The sequence below is a fragment of the Microbacterium oxydans genome, from assembly GCF_026559675.1.
GTDB lineage: Bacteria > Actinomycetota > Actinomycetes > Actinomycetales > Microbacteriaceae > Microbacterium > Microbacterium oxydans_D.
Map to the genome: position 1 here is coordinate 540,184 of NZ_CP092891.1, position 16,738 is coordinate 556,921.

Annotated in this window: 16 protein-coding genes; 9 read left to right on the forward strand and 7 right to left on the reverse strand. The window is 70.9% G+C overall.

Annotated features, from left to right (window positions below):
• Nucleotides 1–151: 151 nt before the first annotated feature.
• From MME74_RS02595 to MME74_RS02625, 7 genes are all read left to right on the forward strand, one after another.
• Complete coding sequence (locus tag MME74_RS02595) at nt 152–3,364, forward strand: S8 family serine peptidase (protein WP_267417112.1); 3,213 nt, start codon at nt 152–154, stop codon at nt 3,362–3,364.
• A gap of 272 nt (nt 3,365–3,636) precedes the next feature.
• A complete protein-coding gene (locus MME74_RS02600; protein WP_267417113.1) occupies nt 3,637–5,922 on the forward strand; it encodes a carbon starvation CstA family protein in 2,286 nt (761 codons plus the stop codon).
• 1 nt (nt 5,923) lies between these two features.
• A complete protein-coding gene (locus MME74_RS02605) occupies nt 5,924–6,169 on the forward strand; it encodes a YbdD/YjiX family protein (protein ID WP_267417114.1) in 246 nt (81 codons plus the stop codon).
• A gap of 31 nt (nt 6,170–6,200) precedes the next feature.
• On the forward strand, nt 6,201–7,382 hold the full coding sequence (locus MME74_RS02610; protein WP_267417115.1) for a sensor histidine kinase: 1,182 nt from the start codon (nt 6,201–6,203) through the stop codon (nt 7,380–7,382).
• A gap of 5 nt (nt 7,383–7,387) precedes the next feature.
• Nucleotides 7,388–8,125, forward strand: coding sequence for a LytR/AlgR family response regulator transcription factor (locus tag MME74_RS02615; RefSeq protein ID WP_267417117.1), 738 nt, complete (start codon nt 7,388–7,390; stop codon nt 8,123–8,125).
• A complete protein-coding gene (locus tag MME74_RS02620; protein ID WP_267417118.1) occupies nt 8,122–8,496 on the forward strand; it encodes a heavy metal transporter in 375 nt (124 codons plus the stop codon). The genes MME74_RS02615 and MME74_RS02620 overlap by 4 nt, the downstream gene beginning before the upstream one ends.
• Nucleotides 8,493–9,950 (forward strand): cation acetate symporter, encoded by a 1,458-nt coding sequence (locus MME74_RS02625; RefSeq protein WP_267417119.1) that lies wholly within the window; start codon nt 8,493–8,495, stop codon nt 9,948–9,950. The genes MME74_RS02620 and MME74_RS02625 overlap by 4 nt, the downstream gene beginning before the upstream one ends.
• A gap of 107 nt (nt 9,951–10,057) precedes the next feature.
• Here the strand turns inward: MME74_RS02625 and MME74_RS02630 are convergent, their stop codons facing one another.
• From MME74_RS02630 to MME74_RS02655, 6 genes are read right to left on the reverse strand one after another with little or no spacing between them, the layout of a single operon-like run.
• Nucleotides 10,058–11,182 carry a DUF6226 family protein gene (locus MME74_RS02630; RefSeq protein WP_267417120.1) on the reverse strand — a complete coding sequence of 375 codons (1,125 nt, stop codon included), beginning with the start codon at nt 11,180–11,182 and terminating at the stop codon, nt 10,058–10,060.
• Nucleotides 11,183–11,187: 5 nt separating this feature from the next.
• Entirely contained in the window at nt 11,188–12,105 is a 918-nt protein-coding gene (locus MME74_RS02635) for a pirin family protein (protein WP_267417121.1), read from the reverse strand.
• Nucleotides 12,102–12,446 (reverse strand): GNAT family N-acetyltransferase, encoded by a 345-nt coding sequence (locus MME74_RS02640; protein ID WP_267417122.1) that lies wholly within the window; start codon nt 12,444–12,446, stop codon nt 12,102–12,104. Before MME74_RS02640 ends, MME74_RS02635 begins: the two co-directional genes overlap by 4 nt.
• Nucleotides 12,447–12,504: 58 nt before the next feature.
• Nucleotides 12,505–12,696, reverse strand: coding sequence for a hypothetical protein (locus MME74_RS02645; RefSeq protein WP_267417123.1), 192 nt, complete (start codon nt 12,694–12,696; stop codon nt 12,505–12,507).
• A gap of 9 nt (nt 12,697–12,705) precedes the next feature.
• Entirely contained in the window at nt 12,706–12,846 is a 141-nt protein-coding gene (locus tag MME74_RS02650) for a hypothetical protein (protein ID WP_267417124.1), read from the reverse strand.
• A gap of 44 nt (nt 12,847–12,890) precedes the next feature.
• Nucleotides 12,891–13,040 (reverse strand): hypothetical protein, encoded by a 150-nt coding sequence (locus MME74_RS02655; RefSeq protein ID WP_267417126.1) that lies wholly within the window; start codon nt 13,038–13,040, stop codon nt 12,891–12,893.
• On the opposite strand from MME74_RS02655, the gene MME74_RS02660 reads away from it, so the two are divergent.
• Both MME74_RS02660 and recQ read left to right on the forward strand, forming a co-directional pair.
• The gene (locus MME74_RS02660) at nt 13,039–13,374 is read left to right on the forward strand and encodes a hypothetical protein (RefSeq protein WP_267417127.1); all 336 of its coding nucleotides are present in this window, start codon (nt 13,039–13,041) and stop codon (nt 13,372–13,374) included. The two genes, MME74_RS02655 and MME74_RS02660, sit on opposite strands and share 2 nt — an antisense overlap.
• Complete coding sequence (recQ, locus tag MME74_RS02665) at nt 13,302–15,278, forward strand: DNA helicase RecQ (protein ID WP_267418509.1); 1,977 nt, start codon at nt 13,302–13,304, stop codon at nt 15,276–15,278. Before MME74_RS02660 ends, recQ begins: the two co-directional genes overlap by 73 nt.
• A gap of 139 nt (nt 15,279–15,417) precedes the next feature.
• Here recQ and MME74_RS02670 read toward each other — a convergent pair whose 3' ends face one another.
• Entirely contained in the window at nt 15,418–16,692 is a 1,275-nt protein-coding gene (locus MME74_RS02670) for a TetR/AcrR family transcriptional regulator (protein WP_267417129.1), read from the reverse strand.
• Nucleotides 16,693–16,738 lie beyond the last annotated feature (46 nt).

Sequence of the window (16,738 nt, forward strand, 5' to 3'; positions counted from 1 at the left end):
GTGGATAACCCTGGCCGATCGGCGAAGCGGTACTGACCGATCGACCAGATCTCGGACCGATCGGCGAGGGCAGGACTATGTTGGCCGCGGTGTGGCAACGAGGTCGCACCGTGATCATCGGGAGCACGACATGGGTCGAACACCCCTCCGGATGGCAGCAGCCACCACCCTGGCCACGCTGTTCATCGCATCGACGGCCACCACCGGTTACGCGGCGACGGAGGAGGTGACGCATCCCGTCCCCGTCGCAGGCACCCCCGGGCACTACATCGTGGTCATGAAGGCCGACCCCCTCGCCAGCTACGAGGGCGACGTGAAGGGGCTGAAGGCGACGAAGCCGGCCGAGGGTGAGCAGCTCGAGACGCAGTCGCAGGAGTCGCAGCGGTACGTGGAGCACCTCCAGACAGAGCAGACCGACCTCGCCGGACAGATCGGCGTCACGCCGGACACCACCTACCAGGTCGTGCTGAACGGCTTCAGCGCCGACCTCACCGGCGCCCAGGTCGACACACTGCGTGCGTCCAAGGACGTCCTCGGCGTCTATCCCGACGAGATCCGCCACCCCGATGCGCAGACCTCGACCTCCTATCTCGGACTCGGAGACGACCGCAAGGGTCGCGGCGGCGTCTGGCAGCAGACCGGTGGAGTCGACAAGGCCGGAGAGGGTGTCGTGGTCGGTGTGATCGACACCGGCATCGCCCCCGAGCACCCGTCGTTCGAGGGCAAGAAGCTCAAGAAGCAGAAGAAGCAGCACAGCCGGCACAAGGGCGGCCAGCCCTACACCGACGGCACTTACGTCTACTTCGACAAGTCCGACGGCGGCCAGTTCCGCTCCACGATGGTCGAGGGCCAGGACTGGGACAAGCGCGCCTACTCGTCCAAGCTGATCGGCGGCCAGTACTTCTCCGCGGGAGCCGCGGCCGCGGGCTTCGACTTCCAGTACGACTACCTCTCGCCGCGTGACGGCGACGGCCACGGCTCGCACACCGCGAGCACGGCTGCCGGCAACTTCAAGGTCAAGGCGGCCGTCGAGGGCGTCGACTTCGGAACGATCTCCGGCGTCGCACCGGCGTCCAAGGTCGCCGCGTACAAGGCCTGCTACGTCGGACCCGACGTGACCATCACGGAGGACGACATCTGCGCGCTGAGCGACCTCGTCGCCGCGATCGACCAGGCCGTCGCCGACGGCGTCGACGTGATCAACTACTCGATCGGCGGGGGCGCGGCGAGCACCGTGATGTCGCCGGAGGACCTGGCGTTCTTCAACGCCGCGGCCGCGGGCGTCTTCGTCGCTACCAGCGCCGGCAACGACGGTCCCGACCCGGTCACGGCCGACCACGCGTCGCCCTGGTACACGACCGTCGCGGCATCCACCATCCCGACCTGGGAAGGCACGGTGCAGTTCCCCGGCTTCGCGCAGGCCGGAGCCTCGGTGAGCGTGCCGTTCGGCAAGAAGGTCACCGGGCCGTCGATCGCGGCGGCGGATGCTGCGGCGGCGGGTGCCGCCGACGCGCAGCTCTGCCTGCCGGGGACACTCGACCCGGCGAAGGTCGCGGGACACATCGTGGTCTGCGATCGCGGCAACAACGCGCGTGCTGAGAAGTCGCAGGTCGTGAAGGACGCCGGCGGCAAGGGCATGGTCCTGGTGAACGTGCCGGGCGGGGCCGACTCGCTCGACAACGACTTCCACGCCGTCCCGACGGTGCACCTGGCCGCCGCGCACCGTGCGGCCGTGCTCGCCTACGTGCAGGGCGGCGTCGACCGTCCGATCACGCTCGTCGGTGCGAACACCACGGGCGTCACCACTCCCACGCCGCAGATCGCGGGCTTCTCGAGTCGCGGACCGATGCTGGCCGACGGCAGCGATGTGCTGAAGCCGGATGTCGCGGCGCCCGGCGTCGCGATCCTCGCGGCGACGAACAACGCCCCGGGGGAGAAGCCGACCTTCGGCATCCTCTCCGGCACGTCGATGGCCTCCCCGCACGTCGCGGGTCTGGGCGCGCTGTACCTCGGCGAGCACCCGAAGGCGACGCCCGCGGAGATCCGATCGGCGATGATGACCACCGCGTACGACACGGTGCTCCCGGACGGGTCGAAGAACACGGATCCGTTCGAGCAGGGCGCGGGGCAGGTCGATCCGAAGCGGTACCTGAACCCGGGCCTCCTCTACCTCAACGGGGTGAAGGACTGGGCGGCGTTCCTCGACGGGAAGGGCCTGTCGGACTTCCCGGGCATCGACCCCATCGACGGCAGCGACCTGAACCAGGCGTCGATCTCGATCGGCTCGCTGGCCAGCGCGCAGACGGTCACCCGTGCGGTCACCTCGACCGAGAAGGGGGTCTTCACCGCGAAGGCCGCCGTGCCCGGCGTGAACGTGAAGGTCACGCCGTCGCAGTTGACGTTCGACAAGCCGGGGCAGACGAAGACCTTCACGGTCACGTTCGACAACTCCAGCGCACCCGTCGAGCAGTGGGCCACCGGTTCGCTGACCTGGAAGAGCAAGAAGAACACGGTGCGCTCCCCGATCGCGGTGTTCCCGGTGACGGCGGATGCCCCGGCCGAGGTGTCGGGCAGCGGCGTCGACGGCAGCATCCCGGTGCAGATCACCCCCGGTCTCGACGGCGATCTGGCGCTCGACCTCTCGGGTCTCACGCCGTTCGAGCTGCTCACCGACCCGGACAACCCCGTCGCGGGGCACTCGGGCGACGAGAACTCGGGCGACGCGAACAAGGACGTGGCGTGGATCGTCGACGTACCCGAGGGCACCACGCTCTCGCGGTTCGACCTCGACTCGTCGGATGACGAGGGCAGCGACCTCGACCTCACGGTGTACCGCGTCGTGGGCCCGGACGACCTGCAGTACTACCAGCGGTGGCAGTCGGCGACCGGTTCGGCGGATGAGCAGGTCACGATCCCCGCGCCGACCCCCGGGACGTACCTCGTGGTGGCGAACGTGTACTCGACGACGGGACCGATGACGTGGGACATGACCCACGCCGACGTGCAGCCCGATGGAGCGGGCGCGTTCACCGCGACGCCGAACCCGATCGCCGCGGTCCGCGGCGTGAAGACGAGCTACGAGCTCAGCTGGTCCGGACTCACCGCCGGCACCCGCTATCTCGGGCTCGTGCAGTACGGCGACTCGGCGGTCCGCACCGTGGTGACGGTCGACGTCCCCGCGGCGAAGGCTCCGGCGACGAAGGCCCCGGCGACGAAGGCCCCGGCGACGAAGGCACCCGAGACGAAGGCGCCGGAGACCCCGGCACCCGAGACGAAGGCGCCGGAGACGAAGGCCCCGGAGACGAAGGCCCCGGAGACGGGCGCTCCGGAGACGCCGGCGCCGGGCGGGGAGAAGCGGGAGTAGGCCGGACCGTTTCGTCTCGCTTCGCTCGCTCAACGACCGGGTCCTCCCTCCCGGTCGTTGAGTGCGTCGGGGTGTCCTCCCTCCCGGTCGTTGAGCGGGTCGGGGTCCTCCCTCCCGGGCGTTTAGCGACGGAGCGCAGCGAGGGAGACGAGACCTCCGTTCATCGCGCGATCGGCGCCGCTCGTCGCAGCATCCGCTCCGACGTCGTCGTCCGGGGCACGGTTTTCCTAGCGTGGGGGAACGCAATGTCGCGTATCCCGAGGAGAACCGCCATGACTTCACCTTCGTCGCGCCGCCGCGACGGCGCCGGACTCGTCGACGACGAACCCGTCATCGTCACCGACCCGAAACTCCCCCCTGTCGCCCTCACCGATGACCACCACGTGAAGGCGAACCGCTGGACCTGGCCGAAGATCCTGATCTGGTCGGCGATCGCCCTGCTGGGTGCCGTCGCCTGGACCATGCTCGCCATCGTCCGCGGCGAGACCGTGAACGCGATCTGGTTCGTGTTCGCCGCCGTCTGCACGTACCTGATCGGCTACCGCTTCTATTCGAAGGTGATCGAGAAGTACATCACCCGCCCCGACGACCGCCGGGCGACCCCCGCCGAGGTGAAGCAGGACGGCAAGGACTACGTCCCCACCGACAGGCGCGTGCTCTACGGCCACCACTTCGCCGCCATCGCCGGTGCCGGTCCGCTCGTCGGCCCCGTGCTCGCGGCGCAGATGGGCTACCTCCCCGGCACGATCTGGATCATCGTGGGCGTCGTGCTCGCCGGTGCCGTGCAGGACTACACGGTGCTCTTCTTCTCCATGCGCCGCGGAGGCCGCACGATCGGCCAGATGGCCCGGCAGGAACTCGGCAAGATCGGTGGCACCGCCGCGATCATCGCCTCGCTGCTGATCATGCTGATCATCGTCGCGATCCTCGCCCTCGTCGTCGTCAACGCGCTCGGCGAAAGCCCCTGGGGCGTGTTCTCGGTTGCGATGACCATCCCGATCGCCCTCTTCATGGGCGTGTACCTGCGCTACCTGCGCCCCGGCAAGGTCACCGAGGTCTCGATCATCGGCTTCGTGCTGCTGATGGCGGCGATCATCGCCGGCGGCTGGGTCGCCGGCACCGACTGGGGCCAGGCGATCTTCCACCTCGACCGCACCACGATCGCGTGGGGCATCATCATCTACGGCTTCATCGCCGCGGTGCTCCCGGTCTGGCTGCTGCTCGCCCCGCGCGACTACCTGTCGACCTTCATGAAGATCGGCGTGATCGTGATGCTCGCCGGCGCCATCGTCCTGGTGCGCCCCGAGATCACCGTTCCCGCGGTCAGCATCTTCGGCGAGAACGGCATGGGACCGGTGTTCGCCGGTCCGCTCTTCCCCTTCCTGTTCGTCACCATCGCGTGCGGGGCGCTGTCCGGGTTCCATGCTCTGATCGCCTCCGGCACGACCCCGAAGCTCATCGAGAAGGAGCGCCAGACGCGCTTCATCGGCTACGGCGGCATGCTCATGGAGTCGTTCGTCGCGATCATGGCGCTGGTCGCCGCGATCTCGATCGACCAGGGCATCTACTTCGCGATGAACGCCCCGACGGCGGCGACGGGAGGCACGGTCGAAGGGGCCGTCGCCTTCGTGAACTCGCTGGGGCTGACGGGGGTGAACCTCACGCCCGAGATGCTCACCGGCACGGCCACGCTGGTCGGTGAGGAGTCGATCGTGTCCCGCACGGGCGGGGCTCCGACCCTCGCGCTCGGCCTCGCGCACATCATGCAGCAGGCGCTCGGCGGCCAGGCGCTCATGGCGTTCTGGTACCACTTCGCGATCATGTTCGAGGCGCTGTTCATCCTCACCGCGGTGGATGCCGGCACGCGTGTCGCCCGCTTCATGCTGCAGGACTCGATCGGTGCCTGGTTCCCGAAATTCCGCGACGTCTCGTGGCGTCCCGGCGTCTGGATCTGCACCGCGATCATGGTGGCCGGCTGGGGAGCGATCCTCATCCTCGGCGTCACCGACCCGCTCGGCGGCATCAACACCTTCTTCCCGCTGTTCGGCATCGCCAACCAGCTGCTCGCCGCGATCGCGCTCGCCGTGGTGCTGGCGATCGTCGCCAAGCGCGGCCGGAGCTACGTCAAGTGGCTGTGGATCATCGCGCTGCCGCTCGCGTTCACCGCGGTCGTCACGATCACGGCGTCGCTGTACAAGATCGCCTCCCCGGTTCCGGCCATCGGCTACTGGGCGAACCACTTCCGCTACGTCGCCGCCCGCGACAGCGGAGACACCTCGCTCGGCGAACCGGAGGTGCTCGACGCGGTCATCCGCAACACGGCCGTGCAGGGCACGCTGTCGATCATCTTCGTCACCCTCGCGATCATCGTGATGGTGATGGCCGTGATCGTCACGATCAAGGCCATCCGCAACGGCGGTGGGGAGAACACCGAGGACACGCCCGTCGCCTCGCGCCGGTTCGCTCCGGCCGGGTTCCTGCCGAGCGCCGAGGAGCGCGAGCTCGAGAAGCAGTGGGAGCCGATCCTCGCCGACGACCGCAAGGCGTCGACCCACTGAGATGGCCGACACCATGAGTCGGACGGATGCCGCGACCACCCTCCTGCGGACGCTCCTGAGCGCCGCGGGGCGGGCGGGTCGCGGCATCCGCTGGTACATCACGAATCTGATGGGCGACAGCGCCTATGCGACGTACGTCGCCCATCAGCGTCGCCAGCATCCGGAGGAGGAGCCGTTGACCGAGCGGCAGTTCTGGCGGCAGCGGATGGACGATCAGGATCGCAACCCCGGTGCCCGCTGCTGCTGAGAGCGGGTGGGGCAGTGCCTAGGCTGAGGCCATGACCGACGTCGTTCTCGCCGCAGGGCTGGGCGTGCTCGGCGGGATCGTCCTCACGGTGCTCCTGCTGCTCGCACGCCGACTCGCCCGCGGAGCCGCCGACCTCGGCAGCGAGGCGGAGCAGGGAGCACTCACGGCGCTGCACCAGGCGAGCCTCGCGGCTCCTCACCTGCGCGCGGGGCTCGCCGGGCCGGACGTGGTCAAGGCCGCCCGACACCTGCGGGTGCTGCTCGGCAGTGCGGCCGTCGCGATCGTGAGCGCCGACGACACGGTGGCGTTCGACGGCCCCTCCGACGGGCTGGAGGCCTCCGCGCTCCGCATCGCCACGCAGGTCAGGGCATCGGGGAGACGGCAGGTGTTCCCGGCGCCGGGAAGGGACCACGAGCTGGGAGCCGTCGGGGCTCCGATCCTCGCCGACGGCCGGGAGGTCGGTGTGGTGGTCGCGTTCGCGGCCCCGGTGCGCGCCGCCCTCGTGCGCGCGGCCGAGGAGGTGGCCGACTGGTGCGCCGCCCAGGTCGAGCTCGGCGGGCTCGATGCATCGCGGACCCAGCTGGCCGAGGCCGAGCTGCGGTCGCTGCGGGCGCAGATCTCACCGCACTTCATCTACAACGCCCTCACGGCGATCGCCTCGTTCATCCTCACCGACCCCGCCCGCGCTCGGGAGCTGGTGCTCGAGTTCGCCGACTTCACGCGGTACTCGTTCCGTCGCCAGGGCGAGTTCACGACGCTCGCCGACGAGCTGGGCAGCATCCACTCCTATCTCGAGCTGGAGCGCGCCCGTTTCGGCGACCGGCTGCGCGTCACGCTGCAGATCGCCCCGGAGACCCTGGCGACCGTCATCCCCTTCCTCTCTGTGCAGCCGCTGGTGGAGAACGCGGTCCGCCACGGGCTCGAGCCGGGCGAGGGCGGCGGCGAGATCCGCATCGCCTCGCGCGACGACGGCACCCACACCGAGATCACCGTCGAGGACGACGGCGTCGGCATGGACCCCGACGGTCTGCGGGCCACGCTCACGGCCGGCGACGACGGCGTGCACGTCGGCCTCCGCAACGTCGACACCCGGCTCCGTCAGCTCTACGGCGCCGACGGCGGACTGGTCGTCGAGACGAACACCGGCGCGGGTACCCTGGTGCGCATGCGGGTCCCGAAATCCCAGCCGCAGCACGATCCGGACAACGACTGACGATCATGACGAACAGCGCGCCCCTGATCGACGTCCTCGTCGCGGATGACGAGCGTCCCGCCCTGGATGAGCTCGTGCACCTGCTGCGCACCGACGCCCGCATCGGCGAGATCCTCACCGCATCGTCGGGTGCCGATGCGCTGCGGCTGCTGTCGGAGCGGGCGGTGCGGATCGCGTTCCTCGACATCCACATGCCGGGACTCACCGGGACCGAGCTCGCGAGGGCGCTGCTGACCCTCGCCGATCCGCCGGCCGTCGTGTTCGTGACGGCCGATGACGCCAAGGCGGTCGAGGCGTTCGAGTTGCGCGCCGTGGACTACCTGCTCAAGCCCGTGCGGACGGAGCGGCTGCGGCAGGCCGTCGACCGGGTGGTCGAGCTCGGCGACACCGCGGCCTCCGGCGACGACGAGATGCTGCCGGTCACGGTCGGATCCACCGTGCGGTTCGTGCGTCGCAGCGACGTGCGGTGGGTCCAGGCGCAGGGGGACTACTCGCGGCTGCACACCGGCGACGGCACGGGGCACCTGGTCCGCATCCCGATCTCCGAGCTCGAGGCGCGATGGGCGGATGCCGGATTCCTGCGCATCCATCGCTCCTGGCTCGTGCGCATCGCGGCGGTGACCGAGGCCCGGCTCTCCGGCCCCGAGCCCGCCGTCTCGATCGGCGGCGCCCCGCTCCCGGTCAGTCGTCGCCTGGTCCCGGCCGTGCGCGACGCGCTGCTGCGCGGCGAGGGCGCGGGATGACCGAGATCCCGAAGCGCGTGCGCGTGACGGCCGACCTCCCCGATCGGCGGCCGGCGACCTTCACGCGCGGCATCGCGCTACCTGGAGCCCCCGTGGACGAGGCGGACGCCGTCTACGCGCGGGCGCTCATGCGCAGCCAGCTCCGGCTCGCACTGGGGACGGTCGCGGGGTTCGTGGTCGTGGTCATCGCGCTGACACTGGCCATCGCGCTCATCCCGGAGATCGGCCGGGTGCTGGTGTGGGGGCTGCCGCTGTCGTGGCTGCTGCAGGCGTACGCGTTCTATCCGATCATCGTGGTGTTCGCGGTGCTCTACGTGCGCACGGCCGCGCGCAACGAGCGGCGGTACCGGGCGCTCCGGGATCGCGAATGAACGCGGTGCTCGACCTGATCGGGGTCGCGCTCGTCGTCGTCGCGACGCTCCTGATCGGCGTCTACGGGCTGCGCATCTCGCGTACCACGGGAGACTTCTTCGTCGCCTCGCGCACCGTGCGGCCGGTGTGGAACGCCTCCGCGATCAGCGGCGAGTACCTCTCGGCGGGGACCTTCCTCGGCCTGTCCGGGCTCGTGCTGCTCGACGGCGCCCGCGGATTCTGGTTCCCGATCGGCTATGCCGCCGGCTATCTGCTGGTCCTGGCGTTCGTGGCGGCACCGCTCCGCCGCAGCGGCGCATACACGATCCCCGACTTCATCGAGGCCCGGCTGGAGTCGACGTCTGCCCGGCGCGTGACCAGCCTCGCGGTACTGGTGATCGGCTGGCTGTACATCGTGCCGCAGCTGCACGGCGCCGGGATCACCCTGCTCGTCGTCGCGGGGCTCCCCGAATGGGTGGGGGCCGTGACCGTCGCGGTGCTGGTGGCCGCCGCCGTCGCCGCCGGCGGCATGCGCGCCATCACCTACGTGCAGGCGTTCCAGTACTGGCTCAAGCTCACGGCGCTCCTGGTGCCGGTGGTGTTCATCGCGTTCGCGCTCAGCGGGGGACCGCACGACTTCGACCCCGCGCTGGTGTTCCCCGCCGAGGCCGGACCCTCGGGGTTCGACGCGTACGAGACGGCATCCCTGCTGCTCGCGCTGCTGCTGGGCACCATGGGACTCCCACACGTCCTCGTGCGGTTCTACACGAGCCCGACCGGGGTGTCGGCTCGGCGCACCACCGTGATCGTGATCGGCATGGTCAGCGCGTTCTACGCCGTGTCGAGCACCATGGGCCTGCTGGCCCGCATCGCCGCCCCCGACCTCGCCGTCCCCGGCATCGCCGACACGGTGGTCCTGCTGCTGCCCTCGCGGGTCTTCCCCGGGGTGTTCGGCGAGCTGCTGACCGCGCTGATCGTCGCCGGGGCCTTCGCCGCGTTCCTCGCGACCTCGGCCGGACTCGTGGTGTCGCTCGCCGGAGTGATCAGCCAGGACGTGTTCTCCGGCTCGGTGCGGTCGTTCCGTCTGTCGGCCGTGCTCTGCGCGCTGGTGCCCCTCGCGGTGGCGCTGCTCACGGCACCGGCCGGTCTCGGGTCGAGTGTCGGCGTGGTGTTCGTGGTGGCGGCGTCGACGCTGTCGCCGGTCGTGCTGCTCGGGGTGTGGTGGCGCGGACTCACCGCCCGCGGGGCCGTCGCCGGGATGCTGTCGGGCGGGATCGCGGCGGGACTCGCGCTGCTGGTGCATGCGGCGGTCGGGGGCGTCGGGGTCGCGGCGCCCTATCTCGCGCAGCCCGCCGCGTGGACCATCCCCCTCGCCACGGCGGTCACGGTCGTCGTGTCGATCCTCGACCCGCGGGGGCCGTCGCCGCGTACGGAGCGCTTCCTGGCCCGGGTGCACACGCCCGAGCGCGGCTGAGTCGTCTCGCCCCCGTCCCCGGCATCCCCGTTCTCGTCGCACTTTCTGTCGCTCTGAGCGCGCCTCAGCGACAGAAAGTGCGACGGGAGCAGACGCGGGTCAGGGGGTCAGGGCTGGGGGGAGCGCAGCGACCACGCCGGCCACCAGCCGTCGGGGAGACGCCCGAGGACGTCCGCGGCGTCGTCCAGCCCCGTCGCCGGGAGCGACCGGTCGGGTTCTCCGCCACCCGACCGCCTGCCACCACCCGGAATGCGCAGCTCGGTGTGCAGCCAGCGCCGCTGTCCGACGGGGAAGACCTCCCTCAGCCCTCCCGCGGCGATCGCGAGCAGGGTCTCCTCGAGGTGGTCGGCCACGGACTCCGCGGTCTCGTCGCACGCGTCGCAGGTGCAGCTGGGAGCGATGTCCCGGAACAGCGCTCCGGCCTCGATGCCGATGGAGTCGGGCGTCGCCGTGAGAGTGATGCTCGCTCCGGTCGCGGGGCGCAGGCGCCAGACGCGCGCGCCCGTTTCGTCGGACCGTCGGTCGACGTCGACGTCGTACCAGGTCTCGAGATGGTCGACCAGGGCAGCGACGACGGACATCACCGGGGCGAAGCGCTCCGGATGCGACACCCGCGAGTAGGCGTCATCCGGAGGCGAGCCGCCGGACCAGCGGGACCCGTACTCGATCACCCGGCCGGCCTCGTCGACGAACTCGGGGACCGCGAGCGCCGGGCGCGTGAACGGCACTGGGGCGACGACGAAGTCGATCTCGACCTCCTCGCGCGCGAGGGCGTCGAGCTCTTCGGCGTCGCGGTCCGCCTGCGGCCAGGACGCGAGCGTCTCATCGAACGAGTCTCGCCGCTCCGGATGCTCCACGATCGTCCGCAGCAGACCGGCGACCGGGATCGACATCATCGAGGTGCCCACTTCCGGTTCACTCGCCATGTGCCACCGCGCCGCCGGATGCGCCAGAGCGATCGCATTCCCCAGGAACCGTGCCGCGGCCTCCTTCGTCTCGGCAGCATCGAGGAGTTCGGGGTGCGCAGCGACGAAGTCCCACAGTGCGCCGAGGTCGGCGGCGAGGGCGGCGGGGTCCGCGCCGGTCTCGCGCACGAAGGCCTCGAAAGGTTCGAAGCCCTCCACGAACCGCGCGGGCGGGACCGGCTCGGGACTCGGCCAGATCATCATGGCGGATGCCCTGGCATCCGGCATCGGCGCGAGCGCGCCGGGGAAGAGGCCTGACGTCGACATCGGGTTCAGAGCTTTCGGCTGCGGGGCATGAGCCGCACGTCGGGGAGCGGAGGGGCGGGGATGCGCACGTCATGCCCGGCCACGATGCCGAAGCGGTCGGACGCCGACTCCCATTCCTCGCGCGCGGCCACGATCTCGTCATGCGTGCGACCGGCGAAGTTCCACCACATCACGATGTCGTCCTCGAAGGGCTCGCCGCCGAGCAGGAACAGCAGTGCGCCCGCGTCGCTCGACACCTCGACCGCATCGCGGGAATCGCCGAGATAGAGCAGCCCGTTGCGATCGAGCGGATGCTGCGCCACCACGGCATCGCCTTCGACGAGCATCAGCGCGTGCTCCCAGTCGGCGCGCAGCGGCAACCGCACGCGCGAACCGGGCGCGAGCGCGATCTCGGCGCCGACGATCGGGGTGTGCACCGTGGCGGGTGAGCGCACGCCCGCGAACTCTCCGAGCACGATCGTGGCCTCGGCATCCGTCCCCTCGTCGGCCGGAAGGGGGAGGGTCGGCAGATCGGTGTGCCGCTCGAACCCGGGAGCACCGTGGCGGGCGGAATCCGGGAGCACGACCCAGAACTGCAGCGCGTCGAGGGGGATCGGCTCCTCGCCGATCGAATACTCCGAGTGCGAGATCCCGTCGCCCGCGGTCATCAGATTCAGCTGCCCGCGGCGCAGATCGGCGTCGCTGCCGAGCGAGTCGCGGTGGCGGATCTCCCCGACCAGCGGCCAGGTCACGGTCTGGAGCCCGATGTGCGGATGCGGTTCCACCCGCATCTTCGTGTCGGCCGGCCCGAACCGGTCGAGGAAGCACCAGGCGCCGATGGTCGGCAGGTTGCGGTGCGGGAGAGCGCGCAGCACGTTCATGCCGCGCACCCCGCCGAGGGGCACCTCGCGCGGCTCCAGGATGAGGCGGTGCGGCCCGATCATTCCGCGCGGCCCGTCGGGTCTTCGCCGGCGGAACCTCCGTGGCTCGGGGCCGGCTTCGGCCAGCGGATCTCGGCGCCGGGGATCTCGTGCGTCTCGAGGTACGTGGCGATGTACGGGCACAGCGGGACGATCGCCTCACCGCGGCCGACGGCATCCGTCAGCGCGGCGGACGCCAGCTTCCCGGCGAGCCCCTGTCCCTGGAACGCCGGGTCGATCTCGGTGTGGAGGAAGCGGATGGATCCGGGGCGGAGGTCGAAGGCTGCGAAGCCCGCGAGCACGTCTCCCGAGCGGATCTCGTAGCGCGAGTCTTCGTCGTCGCGGGTCACGGTGATTTCGGGCATCGGCTGCTCCTTCGGACGGGATGCCTCCAACCTACGCCCGCGTGCGGACGGCGGGGCGCTACGGAACCGGCAGTGCGATGTGGCTCACCTGATGTGCGATCGCCGCCCCGATGAGCACGAGCGCGATTCCGCCGGCGGGGAGCCACCAAGTGCTCCGTCCGCGGCGGAGGCGGATGAGCCCGAGCACGAAGACGGCGAGGAGCACCACGGCGTCGAACACGAGGAATGCCTGCACCGTGTTCCACTGCAACGTGTAGTCTCACTGATCCGGACCGCATCCGGCGACGCTGAGCGACGTGAGGAAGATGTCTGCGGCGAAGAAGAGCGCCACGAGGATGTGGATCACCAGCAGCACGACCGCGCCGCCTGTATCCGTCGCCCTCGTCCGTTCGCCGCTCACGCCGCCCACTCTAGGCGGGCGGCGTGAGCGGTCGGGAGGTCCGGTCAGCCGGCGGTCTCCCGCACGGCGGTCCCGTGCACGTCTTCCCGACTCTTCTTGGGGAAGAGGAAGGTCAGGGCGAGGAAGGCGATCAGCCGCGGTCCCACGACTCCGACCGAGCTGGGGCACCGTGTCGAGATCTCGACCGCCGCCATGACCCTCGTCCTCAACCGGCTCGAGGATCGCGGGCACGTGCGTCGGGACCGGCGCGTCGAAGCGCGGCGCGCGGTGTGGTCGCGGGACGCTCTGGGTTTTCGCCGGAAGAGCCACTCGCCTGTGGATGAGACGCCGCCCGCGTCGGCGGGGGTCGTTACGCTGGAGGGATGCCGCAGACTCCCCGTGACCCGTACGCGGATCTGCCGTACGCCGACGAGCCCTACGACGACGGCTGGGAGTCCTCCGCTCCGCCGGAGCCCATGGACTGGGAGCCGCAGGGCGCCGGCTACGAGCCGCCGCTCGACTGGGGGCAGGGGCCGGTCACGCCGGTGACCTCGCCGTCCGCCGCCGCGGCACCGGCACCGACCACCCGCCGGGCGACGCCGAGCCGCTATCCGACCGCGCGCGAGGCGCTGCACACGGTCTTCGGCTACGAGGAGTTCCGCGGCGACCAGGCCGACATCGTGGAGCAGGTCATCGCGGGCGGAGACGCGGTCGTGCTGATGCCGACCGGTGGCGGAAAGAGCATCACGTACCAGGTGCCGGCGCTCGTGCGCGAGGGCACCGGGCTGGTGATCAGTCCGCTCATCGCGCTCATGCACGACCAGGTCGACGCGCTGCGGGCGAACGGCGTCAACGCCGCGTACCTCAACTCCACGCAGGCGATCGACGAGCGCCGCGAGGTCGAGCGCGCCTACCTCGCCGATGAGCTCGACCTCATCTACGTCGCCCCCGAGCGGCTCTCCAACGCCCAGACCACCGCCCTGCTGCAGCGCGGCACCCTCAGCGTGATCGCGATCGACGAGGCGCACTGCGTGTCGCAGTGGGGTCACGACTTCCGGCCCGACTACCTGGCCCTCGGCGACCTGGGCGAGCGGTTCCCCGGCGTTCCGCGCATGGCACTCACCGCTACCGCGACCGCGGCGACGCACAAGGAGATCACCGAGCGGCTGCGGCTCGACGGCTCCCAGGGGCGTGCGGAGGCGAAGCACTTCGTCGCGAGCTTCGACCGCCCGAACATCCAGTACCGCATCGTGCCCAAGGTCGATCCGCGCAAGCAGCTGGTGGCGTTCATCAAGTCGCAGACTCCGGCGAGCGACGACGGCGCGCAGCCGGCGGGGATCGTCTACGCACTCAGCCGCAAGTCGGTCGAGCAGACGGCGACCTATCTCGCTGCCCAGAGTCTCGACGCGCTGCCGTACCACGCGGGCCTGCCCGCCGAGGTGCGTGCGGCCAATCAGGCCCGCTTCCTCCGGGAAGACGGCGTGGTCATGGTCGCCACCATCGCGTTCGGCATGGGCATCGACAAGCCCGACGTGCGCTTCGTCGCGCACATCGACCTGCCGAAGTCGGTCGAGGGGTACTACCAGGAGACCGGGCGTGCGGGTCGCGACGGCGAGCCGTCCGTGGCCTGGATGGCGTACGGGCTCGGCGACGTCGTGCAGCAGCGCCGCCTGATCGACCAGAGCCCCGGCGATCGCACGTTCAAGATGCGGATGGGCCAGCACCTCGACGCCATGCTCGCGCTGTGCGAGACGGTCGAGTGCCGCCGTCAGAACCTGCTCGGCTACTTCGGGCAGGACTCGCAGCCGTGCGGCAACTGCGACACGTGCCTCGACGACACCGAGACGTTCGACGGCCTCGTCCCGGCGCAGAAGCTCCTCTCGACGATCGTGCGACTCAAGCGCGAGCGCAATCAGGCGTTCGGCGCCGGGCACCTGATCGACATCCTCCGCGGCGCGTCGACGGAGCGCATCCGGCAGCAGGGGCACGACAAGCTCGCGACCTACGGCATCGGCAGCGACCTCTCCGACCAGGACTGGCGCAGCGTCGTGCGGCAGCTCCTCGCCCGCGGCATCCTGGTCGCGCAGGGCGACTACGGCACGCTCGCGCCGGGGGAGCAGGCGGCCGGAGTGCTGCGCGGCGAGACCGCCGTGCCGCTGCGCAAGGACACGATCGGGCGTCCGACCTCGTCGTCCCGTGCCCGCAAGGCCAGCGCGGCCGATGCCCTGGATGCCGGAGACCGCGGCCTGTTCGAGGCGTTGCGTGCCTGGCGGGCGGAGACGGCCCGCGAGCAGGGCGTCCCCGCGTACATCGTGTTCGGGGATGCGACGCTGCGCGCCCTCGCGGAGCATCGCCCGGCGTCCCTCGCCGACCTCGAGGGCATCACCGGCATCGGCGAGAAGAAGCGCCAGGCGTACGGCGAGGGCGTGCTGGCGGTCATCGCCGCGTCCTGACCCGACGCCGCGTCCTGACCCGACGCCGCGACCCGACCCGACCCGACGCAGCGGCCCGCCTGACCCGACGCCGCGTCCTGACCCGCCGCGAGCCGTTCGGCCAGGCGCGAGCGGCCTGACCCGATGCGGCCGCTGCCGGTCAGCGCGCGGGCAGCACGTCGTCGAGGTGCGCACGCAGGTGGGCGGCGACGTCGACGGCGGAGCGGTCGTACAGCCACTGGTACTGCAGGCCGTCCCACAGGGCGATCAGCCAGACGGCTTCGTGCGCGGGGTCGCGGTGCTCCGGGAGATCCCCGTCCACCTGGGCGAGGCGGAACAGCTCGGTGAAGTACTCCAGGGCGTTCGCGAATCGTGACGCGAAGTAGTCATGCGCCGGATGCACGGCGGGTACCGCCTCGCAGGAGAGCACGGCGTACACCTCGATCAGTCCCGGTTCGTCGCGGGCGCTGAGCTCGGCTCCGTCGGGGATCCCGCGGAGCAGCTCTCCGGCGGAGGCGGCACCGCTGAATCCCTGATTCGCGTCGATGGCGCTGTCGCGCTCGGTGAGGACGGCGCTGAGCAGCACCTCCTTCGACGGATAGTGGTGCAGCAGCGTCGACTTCGACACCCCGACCGCCGCGGCGATGTCCTTGAGGCTGGTGTCGCCGTAGCCGTCGCGGGCGAAGAGACGCATCGCGTCGGCGAGGATCCGGGCGCGACGACGTCGTCCGACCGCGTAACCGGGGTCGGTCTCGGGAGCGACGGTGGTGCGCAGCGCGGGGAGGGGGCCCGCGGGTTCGGAGCCGTCGGCATCGGAGCCGTCATCCGGATCCCGCCACGCGAGCGGCAGCGCCCACAGGTTCTCGCGTTCCTCGAGCATCTCCACCACATCGACCTGGTCCGGCAGATACTGCGAGAGCAGCTGCAGGCCGTCCCAGCCCGCGGTGTGCCGCACGGTCTCGCCGGCGACATCGCGGTCCGCGGCGATCACCCCGTGGTGCTTCGCGTCCTCCAGGACGTCGCCGCTCAGCGCGCGCAGTCGGCAGTACCGCTCGCGCATCCGCTCGTGTGCGGGGTGGTCGGGGGCCGAGGCCTCCCCCGTGAGCGCGGCGAACAGCTCGAGGTAGCCGGGAGTGCGCGCGTTGCGCTCGGCGAGGGCGGCGAACACCAGCTCCCCGGGTTCGGATGCCGCCGCGATGCCGCTGAACACGGCTTCGTTCTCGGCTTCGAGTCCGGCGACCACCTCGGCGAGCAGGTCGTCCTTGGAGGCGAAGTGCCCGAGGAGGCCGGGGTGGCTGACGGATGCGGCGGCCGCGATGTCGCGCAGCGACGTGGAGCGGTACCCGTTGGTGACGAAGAGGTCGTGCGCGGCGGACAGGATGCGCTGTCGGGTGGCGGCGGCACGGGCGTGCCGCGAGCCGATCATCGTCGTCATCGCATCCTCCTCCCGCATCCTATCCTCGCTCATTACCAAGCGGTCG

Coding starts and splice junctions, on each gene's coding strand:
- MME74_RS02610 (WP_267417115.1), top strand. CDS start 6,201: ATGACCGACGTCGTTCTCGCCGCAGGGCTGGGCGTGCTCGGCGGGATC.
- MME74_RS02615 (WP_267417117.1), top strand. CDS start 7,388: ATGACGAACAGCGCGCCCCTGATCGACGTCCTCGTCGCGGATGACGAG.
- MME74_RS02640 (WP_267417122.1), bottom strand. CDS start 12,446: ATGCCCGAAATCACCGTGACCCGCGACGACGAAGACTCGCGCTACGAG.
- MME74_RS02670 (WP_267417129.1), bottom strand. CDS start 16,692: ATGACGACGATGATCGGCTCGCGGCACGCCCGTGCCGCCGCCACCCGA.
- MME74_RS02605 (WP_267417114.1), top strand. CDS start 5,924: ATGGCCGACACCATGAGTCGGACGGATGCCGCGACCACCCTCCTGCGG.
- MME74_RS02660 (WP_267417127.1), top strand. CDS start 13,039: ATGACCCTCGTCCTCAACCGGCTCGAGGATCGCGGGCACGTGCGTCGG.
- MME74_RS02655 (WP_267417126.1), bottom strand. CDS start 13,040: ATGGCGGCGGTCGAGATCTCGACACGGTGCCCCAGCTCGGTCGGAGTC.
- MME74_RS02595 (WP_267417112.1), top strand. CDS start 152: ATGGCAGCAGCCACCACCCTGGCCACGCTGTTCATCGCATCGACGGCC.
- MME74_RS02635 (WP_267417121.1), bottom strand. CDS start 12,105: ATGATCGGGCCGCACCGCCTCATCCTGGAGCCGCGCGAGGTGCCCCTC.
- recQ (WP_267418509.1), top strand. CDS start 13,302: ATGGACTGGGAGCCGCAGGGCGCCGGCTACGAGCCGCCGCTCGACTGG.
- MME74_RS02625 (WP_267417119.1), top strand. CDS start 8,493: ATGAACGCGGTGCTCGACCTGATCGGGGTCGCGCTCGTCGTCGTCGCG.
- MME74_RS02620 (WP_267417118.1), top strand. CDS start 8,122: ATGACCGAGATCCCGAAGCGCGTGCGCGTGACGGCCGACCTCCCCGAT.
- MME74_RS02630 (WP_267417120.1), bottom strand. CDS start 11,182: ATGTCGACGTCAGGCCTCTTCCCCGGCGCGCTCGCGCCGATGCCGGAT.
- MME74_RS02600 (WP_267417113.1), top strand. CDS start 3,637: ATGACTTCACCTTCGTCGCGCCGCCGCGACGGCGCCGGACTCGTCGAC.